The organism is Aggregatibacter sp. oral taxon 513, from assembly GCF_018128305.1.
GTDB lineage: Bacteria > Pseudomonadota > Gammaproteobacteria > Enterobacterales > Pasteurellaceae > Aggregatibacter > Aggregatibacter segnis_A.
The window spans coordinates 914,273-932,688 of the sequence record NZ_CP072381.1 but is presented as its reverse complement, the minus strand read 5'-3'; the positions used below and the strand labels follow the sequence as shown (position 1 = coordinate 932,688).

Sequence of the window (18,416 nt, the reverse complement as noted above, 5' to 3'; positions counted from 1 at the left end):
TCGCACCTATTTAAACGCCAATTTTTTACCGAATAACGGCGTTAACACAAAATAAGCCACTGCGCCGCCAATAACGGCATTTAACGGAATAATACCCGGCAAGAATTTACCGCAAGCAATCCCGATTGCCACAGAGATAATTGCCGTCCAGTTGATGGTGACAAATTTTGCTTGTTCAAAATTGGTATAGGCTTTATTACGCAAAATATAGTCGGCAATGATAACGCCCCCAATCGGTGGGATGGCGGCAGATAAAAACGTTAACCAGCCCACAAAGTTGTTGTATAACCACAAGGCGCAAAGCGTACCGATCACACCGTTTAACACCGATAATGGACGGCTACTCCAGCCGGTAATATTGGCGAAACCCAAACCGGAGGCATAAAGCGCGTTATCGTTAGTCGTCCAAATGTTTAAACCAAGTACAATAATCGCCGGCAGAATTAATCCTTGGGCAACCATCACATCAGAAATATCGGACATCCCGGTTACCGCTGCCCCAGCGGCGCCAAAGACGAACATTAATGAGTTGCCCAAGAAGAACGCAATCATGCTGATGAGAATCGCTTGTTTGGCTTTGCGTCCGAAACGCACAAAGTCTGCCGTTAATGAACCGGCGCTGATAAAAGAGCCCACAACCAAGGTAATTGCCATAGGTAAGGAAATGTCGTCTTTCGGCATGATATTTTCTAATACAGATAAACCACCGGCATCCGTTACCGCCAAATACACCGAATAAGAACCAAGCACAGCAATTGCCGGCACCGCAATGGTGGAAAGAATGGTCAGTGCGGAAATACCGAAGAAAACCGTAATGGTCATTAATAAACCTGAGCCTAAAATTAAATAGTTTACATCAATGCCGGTAACTTTATTCACCGGAATCGCAAACATCGCCACCCCGACACCGAACCAGCCCACTTGGGTGCCGCCTAAAATTAAAGATGGCAACCAAGAGCCTTTAACACCGAAGGAATAACGCGCCAAAACATGGGTTGTTAAGCCGGTTTTTGCACCGATGTAGCCAAGAAATGACGTGTAAATCCCTAACATTAAGTTACCGATGATCACGGCTAACCAGAAATCATGGTAAGTGAGTGATGTGCCCAGCGTGCCGCCCGTCCACATACTTGCAGAGAAAAACGTTAATCCCAGCATAACAAACGTTAGTGCCACAGCACCTTTACGTTCATGTTGTGGAACGGGCTTCAAACTAAAATTTTCAGAACTCATTTTTGTATCCTTTCAAAGTAAAAAAAATCGGCAAATTCTAATCCTTAGCAAAGCCAAAAGCAAACGTTTGCTTTGTGAAGAAAAATAAAAGTGCGGTCAACATCCAGCGTGTTTTTTCAATTAAAAAACATCGTCAATATTGACCGCACTTCCTCTAACACTACCCTTTCAGCTGCGACAAACGCCCTTCTTCATCAAAAATACCGACAATTTCTTTTTCACCACGACGGGCGATTAAATGGGTTTCCGTATTTTCGATAATGCGATATTCCTTTGCCGTTACATAATTTTGTAGCACTTTTTTCTGGGCTTTAATTTCAAATAAAGAAATGAATTGCGGATAAACGGACAAGATTCTCAAATGTTCTTCTTCCAAAGAGAAGGTCTTTCGTAAACTGCGATCTTTCACCGTCACCAACAATGCACCCGCACCAAAATTGCCCACGTAATAACCGTCAGACTCAAACATGCCCAACGCGACCAATCCAAAACTGTGCACATCATTCAAGGCAAGTTCCCGATTAGGTTTTGTGAGTTCATCAATTTTGTATTTTTTGCCGTAAGCACGAAATTCTTTCGCTTGTTCCAACAACTTCGCAGGAATATTGGCGGTTTGGTTTGCCCAACTCCAAAGCCAGGTTTGACTCTCAAAAGAAAAAGAGCCCAACACCTGAACCGGATAAGTATATTGCTCGCCAAAGGTGATTTTCCCCGCTTTCAAATCCACGCACCAATCCAAATTTTCTACTCGTTCAGCGAAATCCAGCTGCTTTTCAAACCCAATAATCGCATAGCGATCGTATAAGCTTGAAAAACTTTTATAGCCGCTAAATTGAATCATGCCGAATATTTTTTTAAATAACACGAAGGTTTCTCCTGATTGGTTTCATAAAGTGCGGTGCGTTTTTAAATTGTTTTTAAGTCTGATAAAAACACCGCTAAAAGATGGTTAACTTACATAAATTCTGCAGAAAATTCGATAGCGAAGGAACAATAAATTCTTTAAAATGCAACGTCCTTGATATTCAGGGCACTTTTTATTCATGAAAATATAAGGATTCTATGATGAAAAAATTCTATCCGGTTTTATTATCAGCAAGTATTTTAGCATTAGCAGGCTGTGCAACTGAAGGTTCTCGTACCGTAGAAGTGCAAAAAGTCAACAGCTACAACACCGCTTATCATGGCGTAAAAGCACCGATTTCTGTCGGTAAATTTGACAACCGTTCAAGCTATCAAAATGGCGTATTCTCCGATGGCGTCGACCAATTAGGAAATCAAGCAAAAACGATTCTAGTTTCTCATTTACAACAATCAGGCCGTTTTAGTGTGTTAGATCGCACCAATATGTCTGAAACTGCAGCAGAAGCAAAAATCAAAGGTAAAAAACAAACCTTAAAAGGCGCAAATTATGTGGTTACCGGCGATGTAACGGAATTTGGCCGTAAAACTGTTGGCGACCAACAATTATTTGGCATTTTAGGTCGCGGAAAACAACAAGTGGCTTACGCGAAAGTCACCTTAAACATTGTTAACACACAAACATCTGAAGTGGTTTATTCCGTTCAAGGTGCCGGCGAATACAATCTTTCCAACCGTGAAGTATTAGGCTTTGGCGGTACTTCAGGATACGACTCAACACTCAATGGCAAAGTGTTAGATTTAGCCATTCGTGAAGCGGTAAACAACCTTGTTTCAGGTGTTGAAGCAGGTCAATGGAAACCGGCTAATTAAGGGTTAGATAATGAAGAAATTAACACTTCTCGTTTGTTTGTCTGCCGTCGCTGTATTGACGGCTTGTTCATCAGGGCACAAACAACACTCGCTCTACACTTGGAATGGTGATGTTTACCCTTCTTCTGTTTATCAACACCTAACACAAGAAGGTGATCCGCAAGAACAACTGCAAAAATTAGAAGAACTGGCTCAACTGGATGGCGGTAACAAAGTGCCACCCGGTTTATACGCACAAATTGGTCTTCTATATGGGCAATTAGGGAATACGGGAAAAATGGCTGAATCTTATCAAAAAGAAATGAGCCTGTTTCCTGAATCGACACAATACATCAATTTCCTGTTAAATAAAGGAAAAAAAGTAGAGACAGCCCAAGAAAATCGCGCAAATAAAAAAGCGAAAAAAGGAGAGAAAAAATGAGAAATATTTCACTCTATTTAGCCATGGCTTGCGCATTTTTGCTTTCAGCGTGTTCTGCAATGAAGCCAACGCCGTATGACTATACCAACTATTTAGAGAGCAAACCGCAGTCTATTCTTGTATTGCTTCCAACCGATACGGCCAATGATGTAAAAGGCTCCCCGGCTGTGTTGGCACAAGCTATTTCGCCATTGGCAGAAAATGGTTACTATGTTTTTCCACCGGCTCTTGTTTATCAAACCTTTAAAAATAACGGGTTAACACAAGCGCAAGAAATTCATAACGTCAACCCACAAAAATTACGCGAGATTTTTGGTGCCGATGCCGTGCTCTACATTAATGTGGACGACTACGGTGTGAATTACCAAGTGTTCGACAGCGTAACCAGAGTGAAAGTGAGTGGCAAACTCGTTGACTTACGCAATGGTAAAACATTATGGGAAGGCAAAGGCTATGCGGACGATGCTGAAAGCAATAACAACGGCGGCGCACTTGCTATGCTGGTGACCGCAGTCGTTAAACAGATTGCTAATAACGTGTCCGATAAAGGATATAAAGTGGCAGGATGGGCAACCGGAAACATGTTAGGTCGTTCTTGTAATGGCTGCTTGCTTTACGGCCCAAGACATCCATCATACGGACAAGATCCTCAATTAAAGATGCCTAAATAATCCCCTTTCGATAAACCAAAGGCTGATTTCGACACACCGTCAAAATCAGCCTTTTTTAATGAATAAGTTCGGTCAATTTTTGAGACGTTTTAAAACTCTTTTAAAAAAGACCGCACTTTAATTTATTGTATTAATTAAAAATCTTCTACATATTGCATAAAATCAAACTCGCCCTCAGCACGTGAGAATAAATGAGCAGCATAATGATCTATTGCCTCTGCTGGATTCGTCAACTTTTTAATACCCATCACATCTGCTCTAGGTATCACATAAACATTACGTTCATCATTATGTGAAGACACAAATAATTGATATCCTGTTTTACTCCAATCATCATTGGAGCGGGTATCAAGCAAACATCTTAATTCAAAATATTTTTCATTATTGAATTTATCATCGTCATAACTTTGTCTAAAAGTATGATGAAATTTCTGTTCTAGAAAAGCTGTATATTCAGGAAGTGCAACGCCATGACTATCTTCAAAACCTTCTATAATTGAATGAATTGGCATTAATAATAATGAAGGTAAATTACTTTTATATATATTTGAAGTTACACTTTCTGAGACAATCCATTTATCACTAAAAAATAACCAAGAGTTAAGCAATTCATAAGGAATACTTTTATGATGTAGCTTATATTCTCCCTTGGAGAATGAAAATGGGTCATAACTTATGTAATAAACAATATCATTAATTATTACGCCAAATTCAGTTATATCATTCATTACTGGAATCTGGCTTCTTTTAATAGCATAAAAAAATCTTCCATCGTATAAATAAGAATATGACTCAGGCTGTATAACTTTAAATCGTTCAATAAGATAATTTTCTGGTTCAACTTTATTTACTAAATTTAAACCATCAAATTTCATTGGGTCAAAATCATCAAACTTTCGATAAAATAAGTTTATTTTATCAAAGCATAGCTCTGATAAGTTGAAATAGACTTCGTCAAACTCTTTATATAAATCAGATTTAGTCATAAATTTCACTTAAGACCTCTCTTTTTAATCTGTTCCTTAACTAAAGCCACCATATTTCTTTGAGTGTTTTCTAAATACGCTCTATATGTTGGTGATATATCTTTGTTTTCCTTAACATATCTCTGCCAACCTTCCGTTCCAGTTTCAATTTTAGCTCCTTTAGATGAATTTAGTTCCTTTGGTAAAGGCTGTAAATTCATAGGGTGATTAATTAATTCATTTTGAACATGTTTTGGTAATTTATCAAAACCATCAATTTTATTAAATGCCCCCCACGATGGCGCGCGTTTCCTAACGCGTGCCTAAAACATCAATACCTATTAGTTCAAATCTTCACTATTCTTATTAATAACTTCATTTTGTTTATTTTTAGATAGATACAAACTCGCATTATGAAACGCGCGCTATCTGATTTGAATAAATCAAAGGCCGATTTCGACACACCGTCAACATCAGCCTTTTGATGAATAAGTGCGGTCAGTTTTCAACATGTTTTTCTGCATTGAAAAACGCCTCAAAAATCCACCGCACTTTTTATTTCTGCCAACCGCTAAAAGGGATTACATTGTGCCGGATTGCCGCCGGTTAGCCCCACTTTAAACCATTGCAAACGCTGAGCTGACGTGCCATGGGTAAAACTATCGGGAACCACATAACCTTGGCTGCGTTTTTGCAAACGGTCATCACCTACCGATTCCGCTGCATTAAACGCTTTTTCAATATCGCCGCGTTCAAATAAACCGCTTTTTACCGCTTGTGATGCCCACACGCCGGCATAGCAATCCGCCTGAAGTTCCAATTTCACGGAAAGTTGATTCGCTTCTGCGCGGGATGAACGACTTTGCAGACGATGCACTTGTGTCAACGTACCGAATAAATTCTGTACATGATGCCCTACTTCATGGGCAATCACATAAGCAAACGCAGATTCGCCGGCTGCACCCAGTTTATTTTTCATGTCGTTATAAAACGATAAATCCAAATAGACCCGTTGATCATTCGGACAATAAAATGGCCCCATGGCAGATTGCCCCGTACCGCACGCCGTTGGGGTTACGCCGTTGTAGATAACCATTCGAGGTTCTACATATTGTCGGTTATTTTTGGAAAAGTATGTCGACCACACTTCCTCTGTGTCGCCCAGCACCACTTTAGAGAGTTTAAATAATTGGTCTTCTTGCTGTGATTGCAAAGGTAAACTTTGCGTAGTGCCCACCTCCATCTCACCAACCAAGCCTGATAAATCCACGCCATAATAAGCACCGACTAAAATAATGATCAGCCCCAAAACACCAGTCGGTTTTCCGCCACCGAAACCACCGCCCGAGGAGCGTCTATCCTCCACATTTGAACTTTCTCTACGACCTTGCCAACGCATAAGCTTTCCTATCTTTAAGTTAAATTCGCGCTATTCTAATCTAGAACCATTTTTTCCGCCTAACATTTTATTCCTAGACTTATATGGCTGAATTGGGTATGTTGTGGCCCCCTCAATGAATCAATAAGGAGATGAAAATGGGATTATTTGATTTTGTCGGCGATATTGGCAAAAAAATTTTTAGCAAAGAAGAAGAGGCTTCTGCCGCAGTAACCAACCACATTAATGAAGACAACCCGGGCGTTGCGGATGTGGCGGTGAAAGTCGAAAACGGCGTGGCGAAAATTTCGGGCGTCGCCAGCTCTGCCGGTGCTTTAGAAAAAGCGGTATTAATGGCAGGTAACATCATCGGTATCAGCAATGTCAATATTGATGACGTGACGGTAAAAAACGGAGAAACCCTTGCCGGCGATGATGAATTTTATGTCATCCAAAAAGGCGATACGCTTTGGAAAATCGCTGAAAAACATTATGGCAATGGGAGTAAATACACAGCAATCGTGGCGGCGAATAAAGAAGTGATTAAAGACGCAGATAAAATCTTCCCAGGTCAAAAAATTCGTTTACCGAAAAGCCTATAGTGTTATTTAAAAACGTTTCGATAAACGACCGCAATTCACGTCTAAATTAAACGTCATCTGCACGTGGATAAGTCAATGTTAGATATAAGCGCGCGTTAGAAAATGCGCGCAATCTGGGGGCATACGTATCTGTTAAAAAGAGCGGTCAATTTTTGAGAGGTTTTAAAACTCTTTGAAAATTGACCGCACTTTATATCCCAATTCAAACTGTATGCATCTTAAGTATCAAACAGCGCTGGTATCTTTAGTCGAACTTAACATTCTTTGGGCATAGTTTTCGAAGCTGCCAAGTGATTAATATTCTCAGAAAAAACCACCTCAAACTTATCATCTTTTGAGCAAAAATTTAAGAATTCTATTGCATTATTACAGTCATCACTTAAAGAAATACAACCATACCCTTTTTCTCCAAAAAATATTGACTTTATTTTTTTTCTTCTTAGAATCGTTCTTTAGATTACAACCCTAGTACCTAGCATCAAAGGAAACTTCATATGAAATACACATTAAGTTTGTTAATGATATTAACCTTGTCCGCTTGTGGAGTAGTCGGTAATAAGACCATTTCTGACAATTCGTTAAAAAATAAAGCCGCATTTGCATTAAATGTTCCGGCTGAAAGTATTAGAATTTCTAATCGCCATGGAGACATCGATTCAGTCAAATTCGTAGCAACAACAGGCGGTAAATCATACTCTTGCTATGTAACCACTGTCATGGGAGCAGTTTCATCTGACGCCTTATGTTCCGGTTCAAATGTTCATGGCGGCAAAGGAAGTCGAGGAAGATCGAGTTGTAACGCTTTATTGAAAGCTGCTGGCCGCTGCTAATAATTGCCGTAAATCGAGCAAAAGGTCGTCTGAAACTATTTCAGACGACCTTTTTTATAAATCATATCTTGCTCTTTTACTCTTGAGTTTTCCCCCCACGATGGCGAAAGCGTCCTCGCTTGTGCCTATCAACTAAAAGTGCGGTCACAAAATCCAAAGGATTTTGAACATTGGTTCTCCCAACGTTTATGGGAAAATTCACAATGTTTTTATTAAACAGCACCAGCGTAGACGCTGGCGCCATCAGAGGGGAAATTATAAGATTAGCTTAAAAATAAGCTGCGCTGAAAATACAAAAAGTGTGATCAACTTTTGAGAAGTTTTAAAACTCTTTGAAAATTGACCGCACTTTATATCCCAATTCAAACTGTATGCATCTTAAGTATCAAACAGCGCTGGTATCTTTAATCAAACTTAACATTCTTTGGGCATAGTTTTCGAAGCTGCCAAGTGATTAATATTCTCAGAAAAAACCACCTCAAACTTATCATCTTTTGAGCAAAAATTTAAGAATTCTATTGCATTATTACAGTCATCACTTAAAGAAATACAACCATACCCTTTTTCACTATGAGGATACAATAACAAAGAGAGATTTGGGTTTATAAGAAAGCAAATCTCGCCAAAAACCTTATTATACCCCATCACTAGCTCACAATATGAAAGGAACTTATCCTTATCAAAGGTAAAATTTAGCAAGTTCGCAGGATATAAGATTTCATCAAAATTATCAGCCTCATAGTATTCCTCCATTAATCCATTGTAAGGAATGAGAAAGCCATCCCTCTTTGCTTCTTTATATAACTTTTCAAGCTTATTAATAAATTCATTAGAGTAGTCATCAATATCTCTACCATCATCAAATGTTAAAGAGCTTAGTAAAAAAAAACCACTCAAATCCTCACCAAAAAATTTCTTAATAAGCTCATTTGCTTTCAAAATCATTGTCTCATCAGATATATTTTTAGCTTCAAAATATCCAATCCAATTATTACTAGATGAAAATCCATTAAAGTTAATTCCACCTAATGATATAGTTTTATTTGCCATTAAATTTAATAACTTTTCCATCACTTCTTCCTATAGTAATCGCCCACGATGGCGCGCGTCTCCTAACGCGTGCCTAAAATATCAATTTCATTTAATGATGATTTTACTATTTTCATTAACAACTTCATTTTGTTTATTTTTAGATAGATACAAGCACTCGTCAGAAGACGCGCGCTGTCTAGGGTGTATTAATATAAATCTTATTGTAATAGATCATTTTTCTTATAATACATATAAAAAACTACAAATATAATTACAGATAAGAAAATTATCATTTTTATTTCCTTGGCTGTTTTTTGTACAAAAAACAATGCTAAATCTATATCAAAAGCAGGCATATTATTCTCTATGTTATACATAAACTTAGCTAATAAAAACATAGTAAAAGAAACAAAAACACTAGAAAGTAGAGAAAATAAAATAAGGTAGATAACTTTCATTAATCATTCTCCTGTGAAGAAGAAAAATGTAATTGATAGAACCTATTACCAGATTCTCCAACAGCCACACCTAGAATATTAGGTACTATATTGCGTCTATAAGACTCAATATAAGGTGCTTTATTACTAATAGATTGAGGATTGTATTTAGACCAAGTGAGATTTGAGTTAATTTTTTTATCCAATGGTATTTCAACTGCTTTACCCATACCGTAACCAATAGCCGAACCAATACCGCTACTTATTGCTCCTTGAGACATGGATTTATCTGTAACGTAGTTATTTAGCGCCCCTGAGGCAGCATTACCCTCCCCCCACCGTTAAACCAAATCCCCCACGATGGCGCAAGCGTCCTCGCTTGTGCCTATCAACTAAAAGTGCGGTCAAAAAATTCAAAGAATTTTGAATATTGGCTCTGCCGATGGTTATGGGTAAAATTCACAATGTTTTTATTAAATAGCACCAGCGTGGACGCTGGCGCTATCATTGGGGCACCTCTCCTGACACATGACAAAAAATCAATTTCATTTGATTCAGATTTTTACTATTTTCATGGATAACTTCATTTTGTTTATTTTTAGTTAGATATAAGCACGCGTTAGGAAACGCGCGCTATCTAGGGACCTATATTATTCATACTTTTCATGGCGCTTATATACACATATATAATTATCAAAAGATAAATATTTAGGGTAATCAATCCTAACTAAATTCTCATCAATAGTATAATCTTCACCAAAATTAGAAATAATATCTGTACCTATTTCATAAATTACTTCACTCCAATAGTTAGAGATATCACCATCAATAACAACATAAATACTTATACAATTTTCATTGATTCTTATATAAACACCTCTAACCTCTTTAGTAATTTTGCCTATCAAGGCATTTTGGGTAACAATTCTTAATCTTATAATGTCATTATTCATAGACTATTATTCCTTTGGTTTAGCCGGAACTACATGATATCCATTTTTACTATAATGAATAATCCCCATAGTTGTTGGAGTTCGATCTCCTGTAACAGGATCAATATAAATACCGATATTTTTATTGAAGTTCACCCTTTCTTTAGAACCAGGAAGCCCAATTTCAGTTTTTCCCACTTGCTGTCCAGTTCCTACATAACCTTTTAAAGAATCTAAACTTACAGTGATAATACTTTTCTGTTGTCCATTAGCAAGAGAAACTTTATACTCATTTGTGTTTTCTAAATGCTTATTTTGCTTGGATATCTCAATTTCTAAGTTATTTAAATTAACTTTTGTAGTGCGATATCCCTTAGTCTCCCCAACAATCGGCAACTTTTCGTTTGCATTGGCTCCTTTTGGCAACTTAGTACCCACATAATTCAGTGTCGTTCCTGCTCGAGCACTACCAACCAATTCCGCAAAAGCTTTATAGGCATAAATTTCATTTAAGAAACTTTTTGCCTCGGCTAAAGACACATTTTTTTCTTTCGCCCAGTTAATCGCTATCTTTTCAAACTCGACCGAATTCGAATCTTTACCTTTGAGAATAGCCTCTACATTTTGATAAGCCTGCGGATAAAGCTCTTTAAATTTAAGGTTATAACTTAAATTTTGTTCATAACTGAATCTGGCATAATCCGCTTCATTTACCAAAGACTGGCATGCCTGACTACTTACACCAGAGGAACAAGCACTTATAATCGCACGGTCTCTTTCCGAATCCAGTTTTTCAAGATAGGAAAGTCTTGCTTTTTCTTCTTCAGTAGCTTGATTATTTTTAACTTTTCGCGCTAAAACCGCTTTTTCTTCCGCTTCCTGTCTGAAAAGATAATTATTCTCCACCGCCCTTTTAGCCGTCTCAGCCCCAGAAGTCGCTGCAAGGAAATTACCCCCTTGCTCTGCTGTGGTGCCATTCGCTTTCGCTGTCAATGCCGCAGCCAATCCGCCCGCCAGTTGACTTAACGTGCTAATGTTTTCCTTCTCATTTGCCGTTAATTCACTGACCGGTTTGCCATAAGCTCTTGCGATGATTTCAGCGGTTGCTTCACCTGTCACCCCAGCAATTGCGCCCGTTAATGGGTCTTTGCCTGTCACTTGGAACTCCACTGCAGAAAGAAGAGCATGTGCCATGAGATTAGTCGCTTTGTCTTTTGCCGTGTCGCCTGCCGTCATCTCGTGGATTTTTTGATTGAGATAAGGCGAAGCAAGAGCAACAAGACTGCCTGCGGTATCGTTTTGTGCTGCCGCTTGTAATGCCGCCGTCACCGCTCGAATCGCCATGCCTTTTTCACTACCTATGCCGTAAGTGCGGTCAATTTCACCTTGAGTTTTCGTGATTTCGGCTTGAACGTTTGTTAGCTGTTGCTTAATGGCGGCAAGCTGTTGTTCATTACCCGCTTGTCCCTGCAAGGCTTTTTCTTGCTCTTCCAGCTTAAACTTCTCAAGCCCTAGCTTGTTGATTTTCTCACGCTCATTATACGTGGCGATGCTTATCGCGTTGTTCGTGATGTCGCCTATCACTTTCGCCATTTCTTGGCGTTCTTGCACTTTTTGTAAATCTTGCTTTTCAACTCGTTGATTCGCATTCTTCGTATCCCGTGAAAGTGCGGTCAGATTTTCCGGGGTTTCGGTCTCTATCTGAATATTGCCACTAATGGCTGATTTGGTGGTGCTTCGCTCCCTTTCATTCGTGTTACCTAATAAGCTCAACGCACTGCTTATCGCCTGCATCGGGTTAATGCCTCCCGTGCCCGCACTGATGCTCGCACTTTCCGTTTTAATCTCACTGCGGTTTTCAATATCGGTATGTGTGAGCGATTTTGTTTTAAAGCGGTTTTTACTTTCATCAGCACTACTTTCGATGATGGCGGCGTTCAATTGAGCATGGTTGTGGATGTTGGCATCCATGCCATCCTCTCCGACACGAATCCCGGCTTGTTCATTGACTTGCGCATAATCCACTTTTGCCTTGTTGTAAGACGCACTCACCGATGCACCACCGCCCGAACCATACGCCACCGAGCCGCTTGCACTCGCACTCGTTTGTTTCGATTCGTATTTTTCCGTATCTTGACGGCTCATTATCGTCAGATTTTGAATATCCGCTTCCCAACGTTTTGCTTTAAGATTTGCCGCATCAAGAGTTAAGTCGCCTTCCTCACTGTTCGTGATGATTTTATCTGCCGTCAGATGGCTGTTTTGCCAACGTTCGCTATCCGAGTTCGACTTGCCCTTGGCTACATTCACCGAACCCTCTATACCAAATCCGTAACTATTACCGTTGGTACCCACAAAAACTCCGACACTACCGCCGGCCGATTTATTCTCTGTACGCTGATGCTCTTCGTCTTTCACCCCTTTGATGTCAATCCCCTGTTTGCCTGAAAGCGCCATTAACTTGGCATTCGCATCCACGCCTTCAAAAACCACTTTTTCACCACGGGCTTTAATATCTAGTATTCCTGTATTGATAGTTGATTTCTGATGTTGAATACTTTGGCTTTCACTGGTTTGCGTTTGTTTTTGGCTACCATAACCAATACTAATTTTGACACTCGGGCTGGACGTGGTTCCGTTTTGTTGCATATTCCCTGCCCGCAATGCATCTAACGTCTCAGCTACCTTACCGACATTTTGTGCCGCCATTACAACTTCCTCTGCAGCTTTTATGCCATAAAGCGCTTTGAGTTTTGGGTTACTGACTTGTTGTGCGCGTTTTACACTGTGATAGACAGCTTGCGCCATGTCGGTTACCGGTGTACTTACCGCCAAATTTACGCCGGATTGTTTATACTCATGACGCTCATTAGAATGGATAATATCTTTCCCCGCCTCAACCTTCACGCTCGCGCCCCTCAATGGTGCGCTATCAGGGGGTTATTGTAATGGCACAAGCGTGGACGCTTGCGCCATCATGGGGTTTGAGTTGTATGCGAAGTTGGATGTGAAAGGTTTGCTTAACATAAGCATCGTTGAAAATACAAAAAGTGCGGTCAATTTTGAGAAGTTTTAAAACTCTTTGAAAATTGACCACACTTTATATCTAGATATTTAAAATTTTATGCTATTCAAGTATCCCTCTGGGTAACCAAAACACTACTAGCTAATTCATTTATCTTTCAGCATTCTTCCTAAATAAAAACAAAATAAGAGCGAGATAAATACTATAGGAAAAAAACCCAATACTTTTAATATATTAACTTTACTAAAGTCAAAGTTAAACTTTGATAATACAAACAAATATGTTATAGCTAATGTAAATATCGACATTTTAAATATATTGAAAAGATCTCTTTTATTCATTTTTATCTCCTGTTGCAATTCGCTCATACGCTTTTTCAAAAGCATTTGCGCCAACTTCGCCCCACGATGGCGCAAGCGTCCTCGCTTGTGCCTATCAACTAAAAGTGCGGTCACAAAATCCAAAGAATTTTGAACATTGGTTCTCCCAACGTTTATGGGTAAAATTCGCAATATTTTTATTAAACAGCGCAAGCGTGGACGCTTGCGCTATCATTGAGTCTAAGTTTTGGGGTGCAGATCACTTTATACTATATCTTTTTAAATCATTAAACCGCTATGCTAAGGTTTTCTTCTCTTCGCTTTCTTCTTGGAGAGCTTCGATTTTTGTCTATCATTTTTTTTATTCTCACCATAAATTTCTGGAGAATAGTAAGAAATCAAAAGAGCCGAAAAGCATAAAAAACCTCCCCATATTATAAGATTATAAATAAAATGATTTAAATCAGGTTCGATTTTTCCTCTTAGAATAAGAGTAAAATATATAAAACAGAAAGATAATATCGAAGCTATGATAATTCTAATAATCTTACTTGCTTTCATTTTTTGAGTCCTTAACTGATTTTTCCTGATTATTATAAATATTTTCTGTTACTTTACTCATGCTTGAAGACATCAATCTTTTAACATTTTCATCCTTTATAAATAACCCAAAGTTTTTAGAAAACCAAACCGATGTACCTGAATCTCTAACAGCCTCACCAAAAGATTTACCTTCAATTACTCCTTTTGTAACATCTAGACCAAATCCTAATCCATCACTAGCTTTATGAGTTAAACCTGAATATGTAGAATCAGCAATGACTTTCCCTCCACTTTGGAGAATATTATTGCCATTGATTTCTTTTTGACCAGTAGCATAAGGGATCGTTTCTGCCGCTGTATTAATCCCAGCCTCAATACCAAATGCAACTTTATAGGGGCGCGGGATTGCCTTATAACCAGCCGCAACATCCTTGCCTATTTCTCCAGCTACATACCCCATAGCAGATGCCATTTGACTCCCTTCTGCAACAACTTGATTACCTAATCTCGCTGTTGCCCCCAGTATCGGCTTAGCCCCCGTATATAAACTCGGTAAACTATAGACAAAATTTGCTGTTTCCGGACTTAATCCTGTCACTTGACTGAGCAATTGACCACCTAATGTATTTTGATTTTTACCGGTAAGAATCACTCTCCCGCCGGTATAAGTATTATCAGCTCCATAAGCAGCAACCGGTACGCCTGCCACGCATCCAATACCGGTTTCACAAAGACCTGTACCGACAGTCATAGCCGCAACACCTCCTACTGCTTGTACAACACCACCAGCGCGTGTTGTTACAGCATATTTCGTATCGATTCTATTCGCGTGATCTAGCGCTTTATAAGTATTGTTATATTCAAATAGTTTGTTCTGCACACCGGAACCAAAAGGATCACTAAATGTTTCAGTTTGGCGTTTTAATAATGCTCTTTCTTGGGCATATTCCGCCGTATTACCAAGTTGTTCTACTGCTCTCGCTTGTTCATACGATTTGGCATAATCCGGATCATCTGTAGGAATCTGCGCAGAACAATGCACTAACGCACAAGCCGCAATTTCTAAACGACGTTCCTTTTCTTCATCGCCATTTGCAAGCAACTTAATACGCTCTTTCTCATTTTGATGAAGCTGTCTGTTATACGTCTCCGCATTGTAAGATGCCAACGCCCCCTGTTTAATCGTTTCACTTGTCCCACCGGTCACTGCACCCGCTGCCGCACCTATCGCCAACGCGGTCATTTGTTGTGCCGCTTGTTTAAGCTTCTCCTTTTGTCCTGCATCTAACTTAAGGTCTTTCGTGTGTTCGTTTAAGTAATCTGTAACATACGTGTTCAACCACTCCGACCCTGCACCGGCTGCCGCACCTGTCGCAACATTCCCCCCTGACATCTTCGCTGCCAATGCGCCCGCAAGGGCATGCATCGCAATCTTCTCTTTGCTACCGTCTTCAAATTCAAATGCTTTGGCTACATCACCTGTGATTTTTGAAAATAACTCACCGGCTACTTGCGCCGCTTCTTGTTGTTCTTTGATTTCCTGTAAATCAAAGGCTTTCATCTTATGATTGGCGTTCTTCGTATCACGTGAAAGTGCGGTCAGATTTTCCGGTGTTTCTGTGTCAATTTGAATATTAGACCCTACCGCTGATTGCGTTTGACTTGTAGCACTTTCATGTTTATTCCCTAAAGCACTCGCCGCGGCAGCCATCGCATTTTTAGCATTCTGTGCCATATCCGTTGAAAGCCCTGCGCTCACGCTTTTCACTTCAACCTCACTGCGATTTTCAATATCGGTATGACTGAGCGATTTTGTTTGGAAGCGGTTTTTATCTTGGTCGGCTTCACTGTGATATCAAAATTTGCTTAAAATAAGCATCATTGAAAATACAAAAGTGCGGTCAATTTTTGAGAGGTTTTAAAACTCTTTTAAAATTAACCGCACTTTACTGGTTTCATTTAGAAGTTATCTTTAATAAATTCAGCTGGAATACCATCTGATAACCATACTTTTTCATTACCTATATAAAACTTAATGCCTTTAGATTGAGCTAATTCTGTATCAATTATCAGAAGAATTGTCTCTCCTTTTTTTCTATCCCCGACCAATTTTGCTGTCTCAACATCCTCAGATAAATGTACATATTGACGAGACATCGGCCTCAATCCATTTGATTTAATATCATCTAAATAATTTATACTTGTCCCATGGTATAAATACTTTGGTGGATAACCAATTTCTTTAGAAATTTTCATTGGAATTGAATGACCATAAAAAGCTCTTATTTTCCCATTTTTAATCTCATGTCTTTTCTTTTCCGATAGGTTGATCATTTTAACTAAATCGTCTTCGGTTAACGTATTCCATTTTTCATCACTATTTCTAAATGATGAAATTAATTGTTCGACAGAAACCCAACCTTCAGAATCCAGTTCTAATTCATATTCCCATGGCGCATGACGAAGCGCATAGGAAACTTCTTTACTTAAATTTAAATAGTCCATTTTAATACTCTTTTGCAGTTTTGATTTCTTCTGCTAACCACTCATCAAAATCCTTACATTCATATTTATTGGCTTCATTACCAAGATCGTGAACATAAACTCTCGGGTTTCCAGAATAATCCGTCAATTTGAAACAAGCTGCCCAATCGCCATCTCTAGCAAATGATATTAAATCAGCTACACCTGTTAGTTTTTCTATTGCTTTACTATAAAGATAAACACTGTCCTCTATCTCTGAATTCTCATAATCAGGATCTTCAAACCACCAAGGAAAATATTCCAATTCATTTATCTTTTCCATATTACTGGATAAATCAATATAAGACTGAGGAAACTTAAAGTTTTCAGGTAATTGTTCTTTAGGATATAAATTAAATTTAGTTTGCATAATCACCTCCTTTATTTTATGACTTTTGGATCATACAGGGAACCATGAGCTAACTTAGCAGACCAACTCTTATCAAACCTATAAAATAAAGTTATAGAATTTAATTTATTAATATTTTATAAAAATTATCATTCGCCATACTTATCTTTAATATTTTTATATATTTCCTCAAAAATATTATTAATTTCTTCATCTCCACTATGATAAAGTTCCCAATCAAAATCATTTAATTCTATTGGTTGAATGTTTATATACAATCCATTACTTTCAATTCTTTTATCCCAATTTAAAATATCATTTGAATTTATTACATTAAATTGAGACAGCTCCTCTAAAACAGGAGTTAAGTCTGACGGCCTCCTTATTAATACATAAATTTTATTTAAATATAAATTAATAAACAATCCAAAACCAAAATACACCTCACCAACTTTGAATTCAAAATCTGTTTTTTTAGATTCCAACATCATCTCTTATTTTCCTCCATTTTAAATTTAAAGTCATTAACTTCCCCCTTAACTTTAAAATCTTTTGTCTCATAATAAACTACTATACTAATTATTATTCCCTACAAAATGATGATGGATAAACATAAACTAACTTTATAAGATTATTATCAATAAATATATTTATACTCTCACCATTTTTATTACAAAGCTCATCAACACCAACCTCCTTATAATCCATTCCCAGTAAGACTTTCTTAATGTGAAGATAATTATCATTTATTAAATTAATAACATAAGATGATATTTTAGAATAATCTTCTATGTTAATTATTCTATTGCCAGCCTTATCCTTCAATATAAGAATGGTTTCATTTTTACGTTTTAATGCATCATTTTTTTTATGAATCTGTGATGTTAAACCTATCATTGAAGCCACAAAAAAAAGAAGTAATAACAAACATTTTTTCTTCATCATTTATTTAATGGAATTGAATAATCCCCTCCAACAGAAAAACCTCCACCAACACCTAAAGAATATATATTTCTAGGCTTATCAGATATTGTTCTAGAGAAGCCACTGCAAACATAAAAGCATCCTTTTGCCCCCAAACTCCCCCCCCCCCACGATGGCGCAAGCGTCCTCGCTTGTGCCTATCAACTAAAAGTGCGGTCAAAAAATTCAAAGGATTTTGAACATTGTTTCTCCCAACGTTTATGGGTAAAATTCGCAATGTTTTTATTAAACAGCATCAGCGTGGACGCTGGCGCTATTATTGGTGCTTGTTATGGCACAAGCGTGGACGCTTGCGCCATCTATGGGGGATATTCTTAAAGCACCTTTCATCTTCTTTTTAAATTATCTGAAATAAATATAGATAAAAAGAGTAAAGGAAATCCCTTACTAAACACATTAAAGGAAAATAAAACAATGTCTTTTATTTCACTTAAAGA

Annotated in this window: 21 protein-coding genes; 5 read left to right on the top strand and 16 right to left on the bottom strand. The window is 38.2% G+C overall.

Annotated elements, in window-relative coordinates; all coding sequences use genetic code 11:
• Positions 1-6: 6 nt before the first annotated feature.
• Positions 7-1,233, bottom strand: a complete 1,227-nt coding sequence (codB, locus tag J5A60_RS04550; RefSeq protein WP_212510718.1) for a cytosine permease — start codon at positions 1,231-1,233, stop codon at positions 7-9.
• A gap of 160 nt (positions 1,234-1,393) precedes the next feature.
• The gene (locus J5A60_RS04545) at positions 1,394-2,098 is read right to left on the bottom strand and encodes a DUF6882 domain-containing protein (protein ID WP_212510717.1); all 705 of its coding nucleotides are present in this window, start codon (positions 2,096-2,098) and stop codon (positions 1,394-1,396) included.
• Positions 2,099-2,298: 200 nt separating this feature from the next.
• On the opposite strand from J5A60_RS04545, the gene J5A60_RS04540 reads away from it, so the two are divergent.
• The 3 genes from J5A60_RS04540 to J5A60_RS04530 are packed head-to-tail and all read left to right on the top strand — an operon-like array spanning position 2,299 to position 4,059.
• On the top strand, positions 2,299-2,967 hold the full coding sequence (locus J5A60_RS04540) for a CsgG/HfaB family protein (RefSeq protein ID WP_032997867.1): 669 nt from the start codon (positions 2,299-2,301) through the stop codon (positions 2,965-2,967).
• A gap of 10 nt (positions 2,968-2,977) precedes the next feature.
• The gene (locus J5A60_RS04535) at positions 2,978-3,388 is read left to right on the top strand and encodes a DUF4810 domain-containing protein (protein WP_212510716.1); all 411 of its coding nucleotides are present in this window, start codon (positions 2,978-2,980) and stop codon (positions 3,386-3,388) included.
• Positions 3,385-4,059 carry a DUF799 domain-containing protein gene (locus J5A60_RS04530; protein ID WP_212510715.1) on the top strand — a complete coding sequence of 225 codons (675 nt, stop codon included), beginning with the start codon at positions 3,385-3,387 and terminating at the stop codon, positions 4,057-4,059. The genes J5A60_RS04535 and J5A60_RS04530 overlap by 4 nt, the downstream gene beginning before the upstream one ends.
• 134 nt (positions 4,060-4,193) lie before the next feature.
• Here the strand turns inward: J5A60_RS04530 and J5A60_RS04525 are convergent, their stop codons facing one another.
• The 3 genes from J5A60_RS04525 to J5A60_RS04515 all read right to left on the bottom strand — a co-directional run bounded on the left by J5A60_RS04525 (position 4,194) and on the right by J5A60_RS04515 (position 6,423).
• A complete protein-coding gene (locus J5A60_RS04525; protein WP_249113897.1) occupies positions 4,194-5,045 on the bottom strand; it encodes a hypothetical protein in 852 nt (283 codons plus the stop codon).
• Between the two features lie 5 nt (positions 5,046-5,050).
• Positions 5,051-5,245, bottom strand: a complete 195-nt coding sequence (locus J5A60_RS04520) for a hypothetical protein (protein WP_212510713.1) — start codon at positions 5,243-5,245, stop codon at positions 5,051-5,053.
• Positions 5,246-5,595: 350 nt separating this feature from the next.
• A complete protein-coding gene (locus J5A60_RS04515; RefSeq protein WP_212510712.1) occupies positions 5,596-6,423 on the bottom strand; it encodes a neutral zinc metallopeptidase in 828 nt (275 codons plus the stop codon).
• Between the two features lie 137 nt (positions 6,424-6,560).
• Here J5A60_RS04515 and lysM point away from each other — a divergent pair, with 137 nt between their 5' ends.
• Positions 6,561-7,004: a peptidoglycan-binding protein LysM gene (lysM, locus tag J5A60_RS04510; RefSeq protein WP_212510711.1), complete on the top strand. Its 444-nt coding sequence runs from the start codon at positions 6,561-6,563 to the stop codon at positions 7,002-7,004.
• Between the two features lie 494 nt (positions 7,005-7,498).
• The gene (locus tag J5A60_RS04505; protein ID WP_212510710.1) at positions 7,499-7,834 is read left to right on the top strand and encodes a hypothetical protein; all 336 of its coding nucleotides are present in this window, start codon (positions 7,499-7,501) and stop codon (positions 7,832-7,834) included.
• Positions 7,835-8,248: 414 nt separating this feature from the next.
• On the opposite strand, the gene J5A60_RS04500 is transcribed toward J5A60_RS04505, so the two are convergent.
• From J5A60_RS04500 to J5A60_RS04450, 11 genes are all read right to left on the bottom strand, one after another.
• On the bottom strand, positions 8,249-8,905 hold the full coding sequence (locus J5A60_RS04500; RefSeq protein ID WP_212510709.1) for a hypothetical protein: 657 nt from the start codon (positions 8,903-8,905) through the stop codon (positions 8,249-8,251).
• Between the two features lie 179 nt (positions 8,906-9,084).
• Complete coding sequence (locus J5A60_RS04495) at positions 9,085-9,324, bottom strand: hypothetical protein (RefSeq protein WP_212510708.1); 240 nt, start codon at positions 9,322-9,324, stop codon at positions 9,085-9,087.
• Positions 9,324-9,584 carry a hypothetical protein gene (locus tag J5A60_RS04490; protein WP_212510707.1) on the bottom strand — a complete coding sequence of 87 codons (261 nt, stop codon included), beginning with the start codon at positions 9,582-9,584 and terminating at the stop codon, positions 9,324-9,326. Before J5A60_RS04490 ends, J5A60_RS04495 begins: the two co-directional genes overlap by 1 nt.
• A gap of 369 nt (positions 9,585-9,953) precedes the next feature.
• Positions 9,954-10,256 carry a hypothetical protein gene (locus J5A60_RS04485; protein ID WP_106014042.1) on the bottom strand — a complete coding sequence of 101 codons (303 nt, stop codon included), beginning with the start codon at positions 10,254-10,256 and terminating at the stop codon, positions 9,954-9,956.
• Positions 10,257-10,262: 6 nt separating this feature from the next.
• Positions 10,263-13,142 (bottom strand): hemagglutinin repeat-containing protein, encoded by a 2,880-nt coding sequence (locus J5A60_RS04480; protein WP_249113896.1) that lies wholly within the window; start codon positions 13,140-13,142, stop codon positions 10,263-10,265.
• A gap of 264 nt (positions 13,143-13,406) precedes the next feature.
• Entirely contained in the window at positions 13,407-13,715 is a 309-nt protein-coding gene (locus J5A60_RS04475) for a hypothetical protein (protein WP_006718129.1), read from the bottom strand.
• Positions 13,716-14,127: 412 nt separating this feature from the next.
• Positions 14,128-15,882: a hypothetical protein gene (locus J5A60_RS04470; protein WP_169308658.1), complete on the bottom strand. Its 1,755-nt coding sequence runs from the start codon at positions 15,880-15,882 to the stop codon at positions 14,128-14,130.
• Between the two features lie 200 nt (positions 15,883-16,082).
• Positions 16,083-16,628, bottom strand: coding sequence for an RNA 2'-phosphotransferase (locus tag J5A60_RS04465; protein WP_111704458.1), 546 nt, complete (start codon positions 16,626-16,628; stop codon positions 16,083-16,085).
• A 1-nt stretch (position 16,629) separates the two neighbouring features.
• Entirely contained in the window at positions 16,630-17,016 is a 387-nt protein-coding gene (locus tag J5A60_RS04460; protein WP_212510705.1) for an SMI1/KNR4 family protein, read from the bottom strand.
• A gap of 128 nt (positions 17,017-17,144) precedes the next feature.
• Positions 17,145-17,486: a hypothetical protein gene (locus J5A60_RS04455; RefSeq protein ID WP_006718120.1), complete on the bottom strand. Its 342-nt coding sequence runs from the start codon at positions 17,484-17,486 to the stop codon at positions 17,145-17,147.
• A 91-nt stretch (positions 17,487-17,577) separates the two neighbouring features.
• Positions 17,578-17,922 (bottom strand): hypothetical protein, encoded by a 345-nt coding sequence (locus tag J5A60_RS04450; protein ID WP_198493435.1) that lies wholly within the window; start codon positions 17,920-17,922, stop codon positions 17,578-17,580.
• Positions 17,923-18,416: the final 494 nt, after the last annotated feature.

Coding starts and splice junctions, on each gene's coding strand:
- codB (WP_212510718.1), bottom strand. CDS start 1,233: ATGAGTTCTGAAAATTTTAGTTTGAAGCCCGTTCCACAACATGAACGT.
- J5A60_RS04540 (WP_032997867.1), top strand. CDS start 2,299: ATGAAAAAATTCTATCCGGTTTTATTATCAGCAAGTATTTTAGCATTA.
- J5A60_RS04535 (WP_212510716.1), top strand. CDS start 2,978: ATGAAGAAATTAACACTTCTCGTTTGTTTGTCTGCCGTCGCTGTATTG.
- J5A60_RS04530 (WP_212510715.1), top strand. CDS start 3,385: ATGAGAAATATTTCACTCTATTTAGCCATGGCTTGCGCATTTTTGCTT.
- J5A60_RS04525 (WP_249113897.1), bottom strand. CDS start 5,045: ATGACTAAATCTGATTTATATAAAGAGTTTGACGAAGTCTATTTCAAC.
- J5A60_RS04520 (WP_212510713.1), bottom strand. CDS start 5,245: ATGAATTTACAGCCTTTACCAAAGGAACTAAATTCATCTAAAGGAGCT.
- J5A60_RS04515 (WP_212510712.1), bottom strand. CDS start 6,423: ATGCGTTGGCAAGGTCGTAGAGAAAGTTCAAATGTGGAGGATAGACGC.
- lysM (WP_212510711.1), top strand. CDS start 6,561: ATGGGATTATTTGATTTTGTCGGCGATATTGGCAAAAAAATTTTTAGC.
- J5A60_RS04505 (WP_212510710.1), top strand. CDS start 7,499: ATGAAATACACATTAAGTTTGTTAATGATATTAACCTTGTCCGCTTGT.
- J5A60_RS04500 (WP_212510709.1), bottom strand. CDS start 8,905: ATGGAAAAGTTATTAAATTTAATGGCAAATAAAACTATATCATTAGGT.
- J5A60_RS04495 (WP_212510708.1), bottom strand. CDS start 9,324: ATGAAAGTTATCTACCTTATTTTATTTTCTCTACTTTCTAGTGTTTTT.
- J5A60_RS04490 (WP_212510707.1), bottom strand. CDS start 9,584: ATGTCTCAAGGAGCAATAAGTAGCGGTATTGGTTCGGCTATTGGTTAC.
- J5A60_RS04485 (WP_106014042.1), bottom strand. CDS start 10,256: ATGAATAATGACATTATAAGATTAAGAATTGTTACCCAAAATGCCTTG.
- J5A60_RS04465 (WP_111704458.1), bottom strand. CDS start 16,628: ATGGACTATTTAAATTTAAGTAAAGAAGTTTCCTATGCGCTTCGTCAT.
- J5A60_RS04460 (WP_212510705.1), bottom strand. CDS start 17,016: ATGCAAACTAAATTTAATTTATATCCTAAAGAACAATTACCTGAAAAC.
- J5A60_RS04455 (WP_006718120.1), bottom strand. CDS start 17,486: ATGATGTTGGAATCTAAAAAAACAGATTTTGAATTCAAAGTTGGTGAG.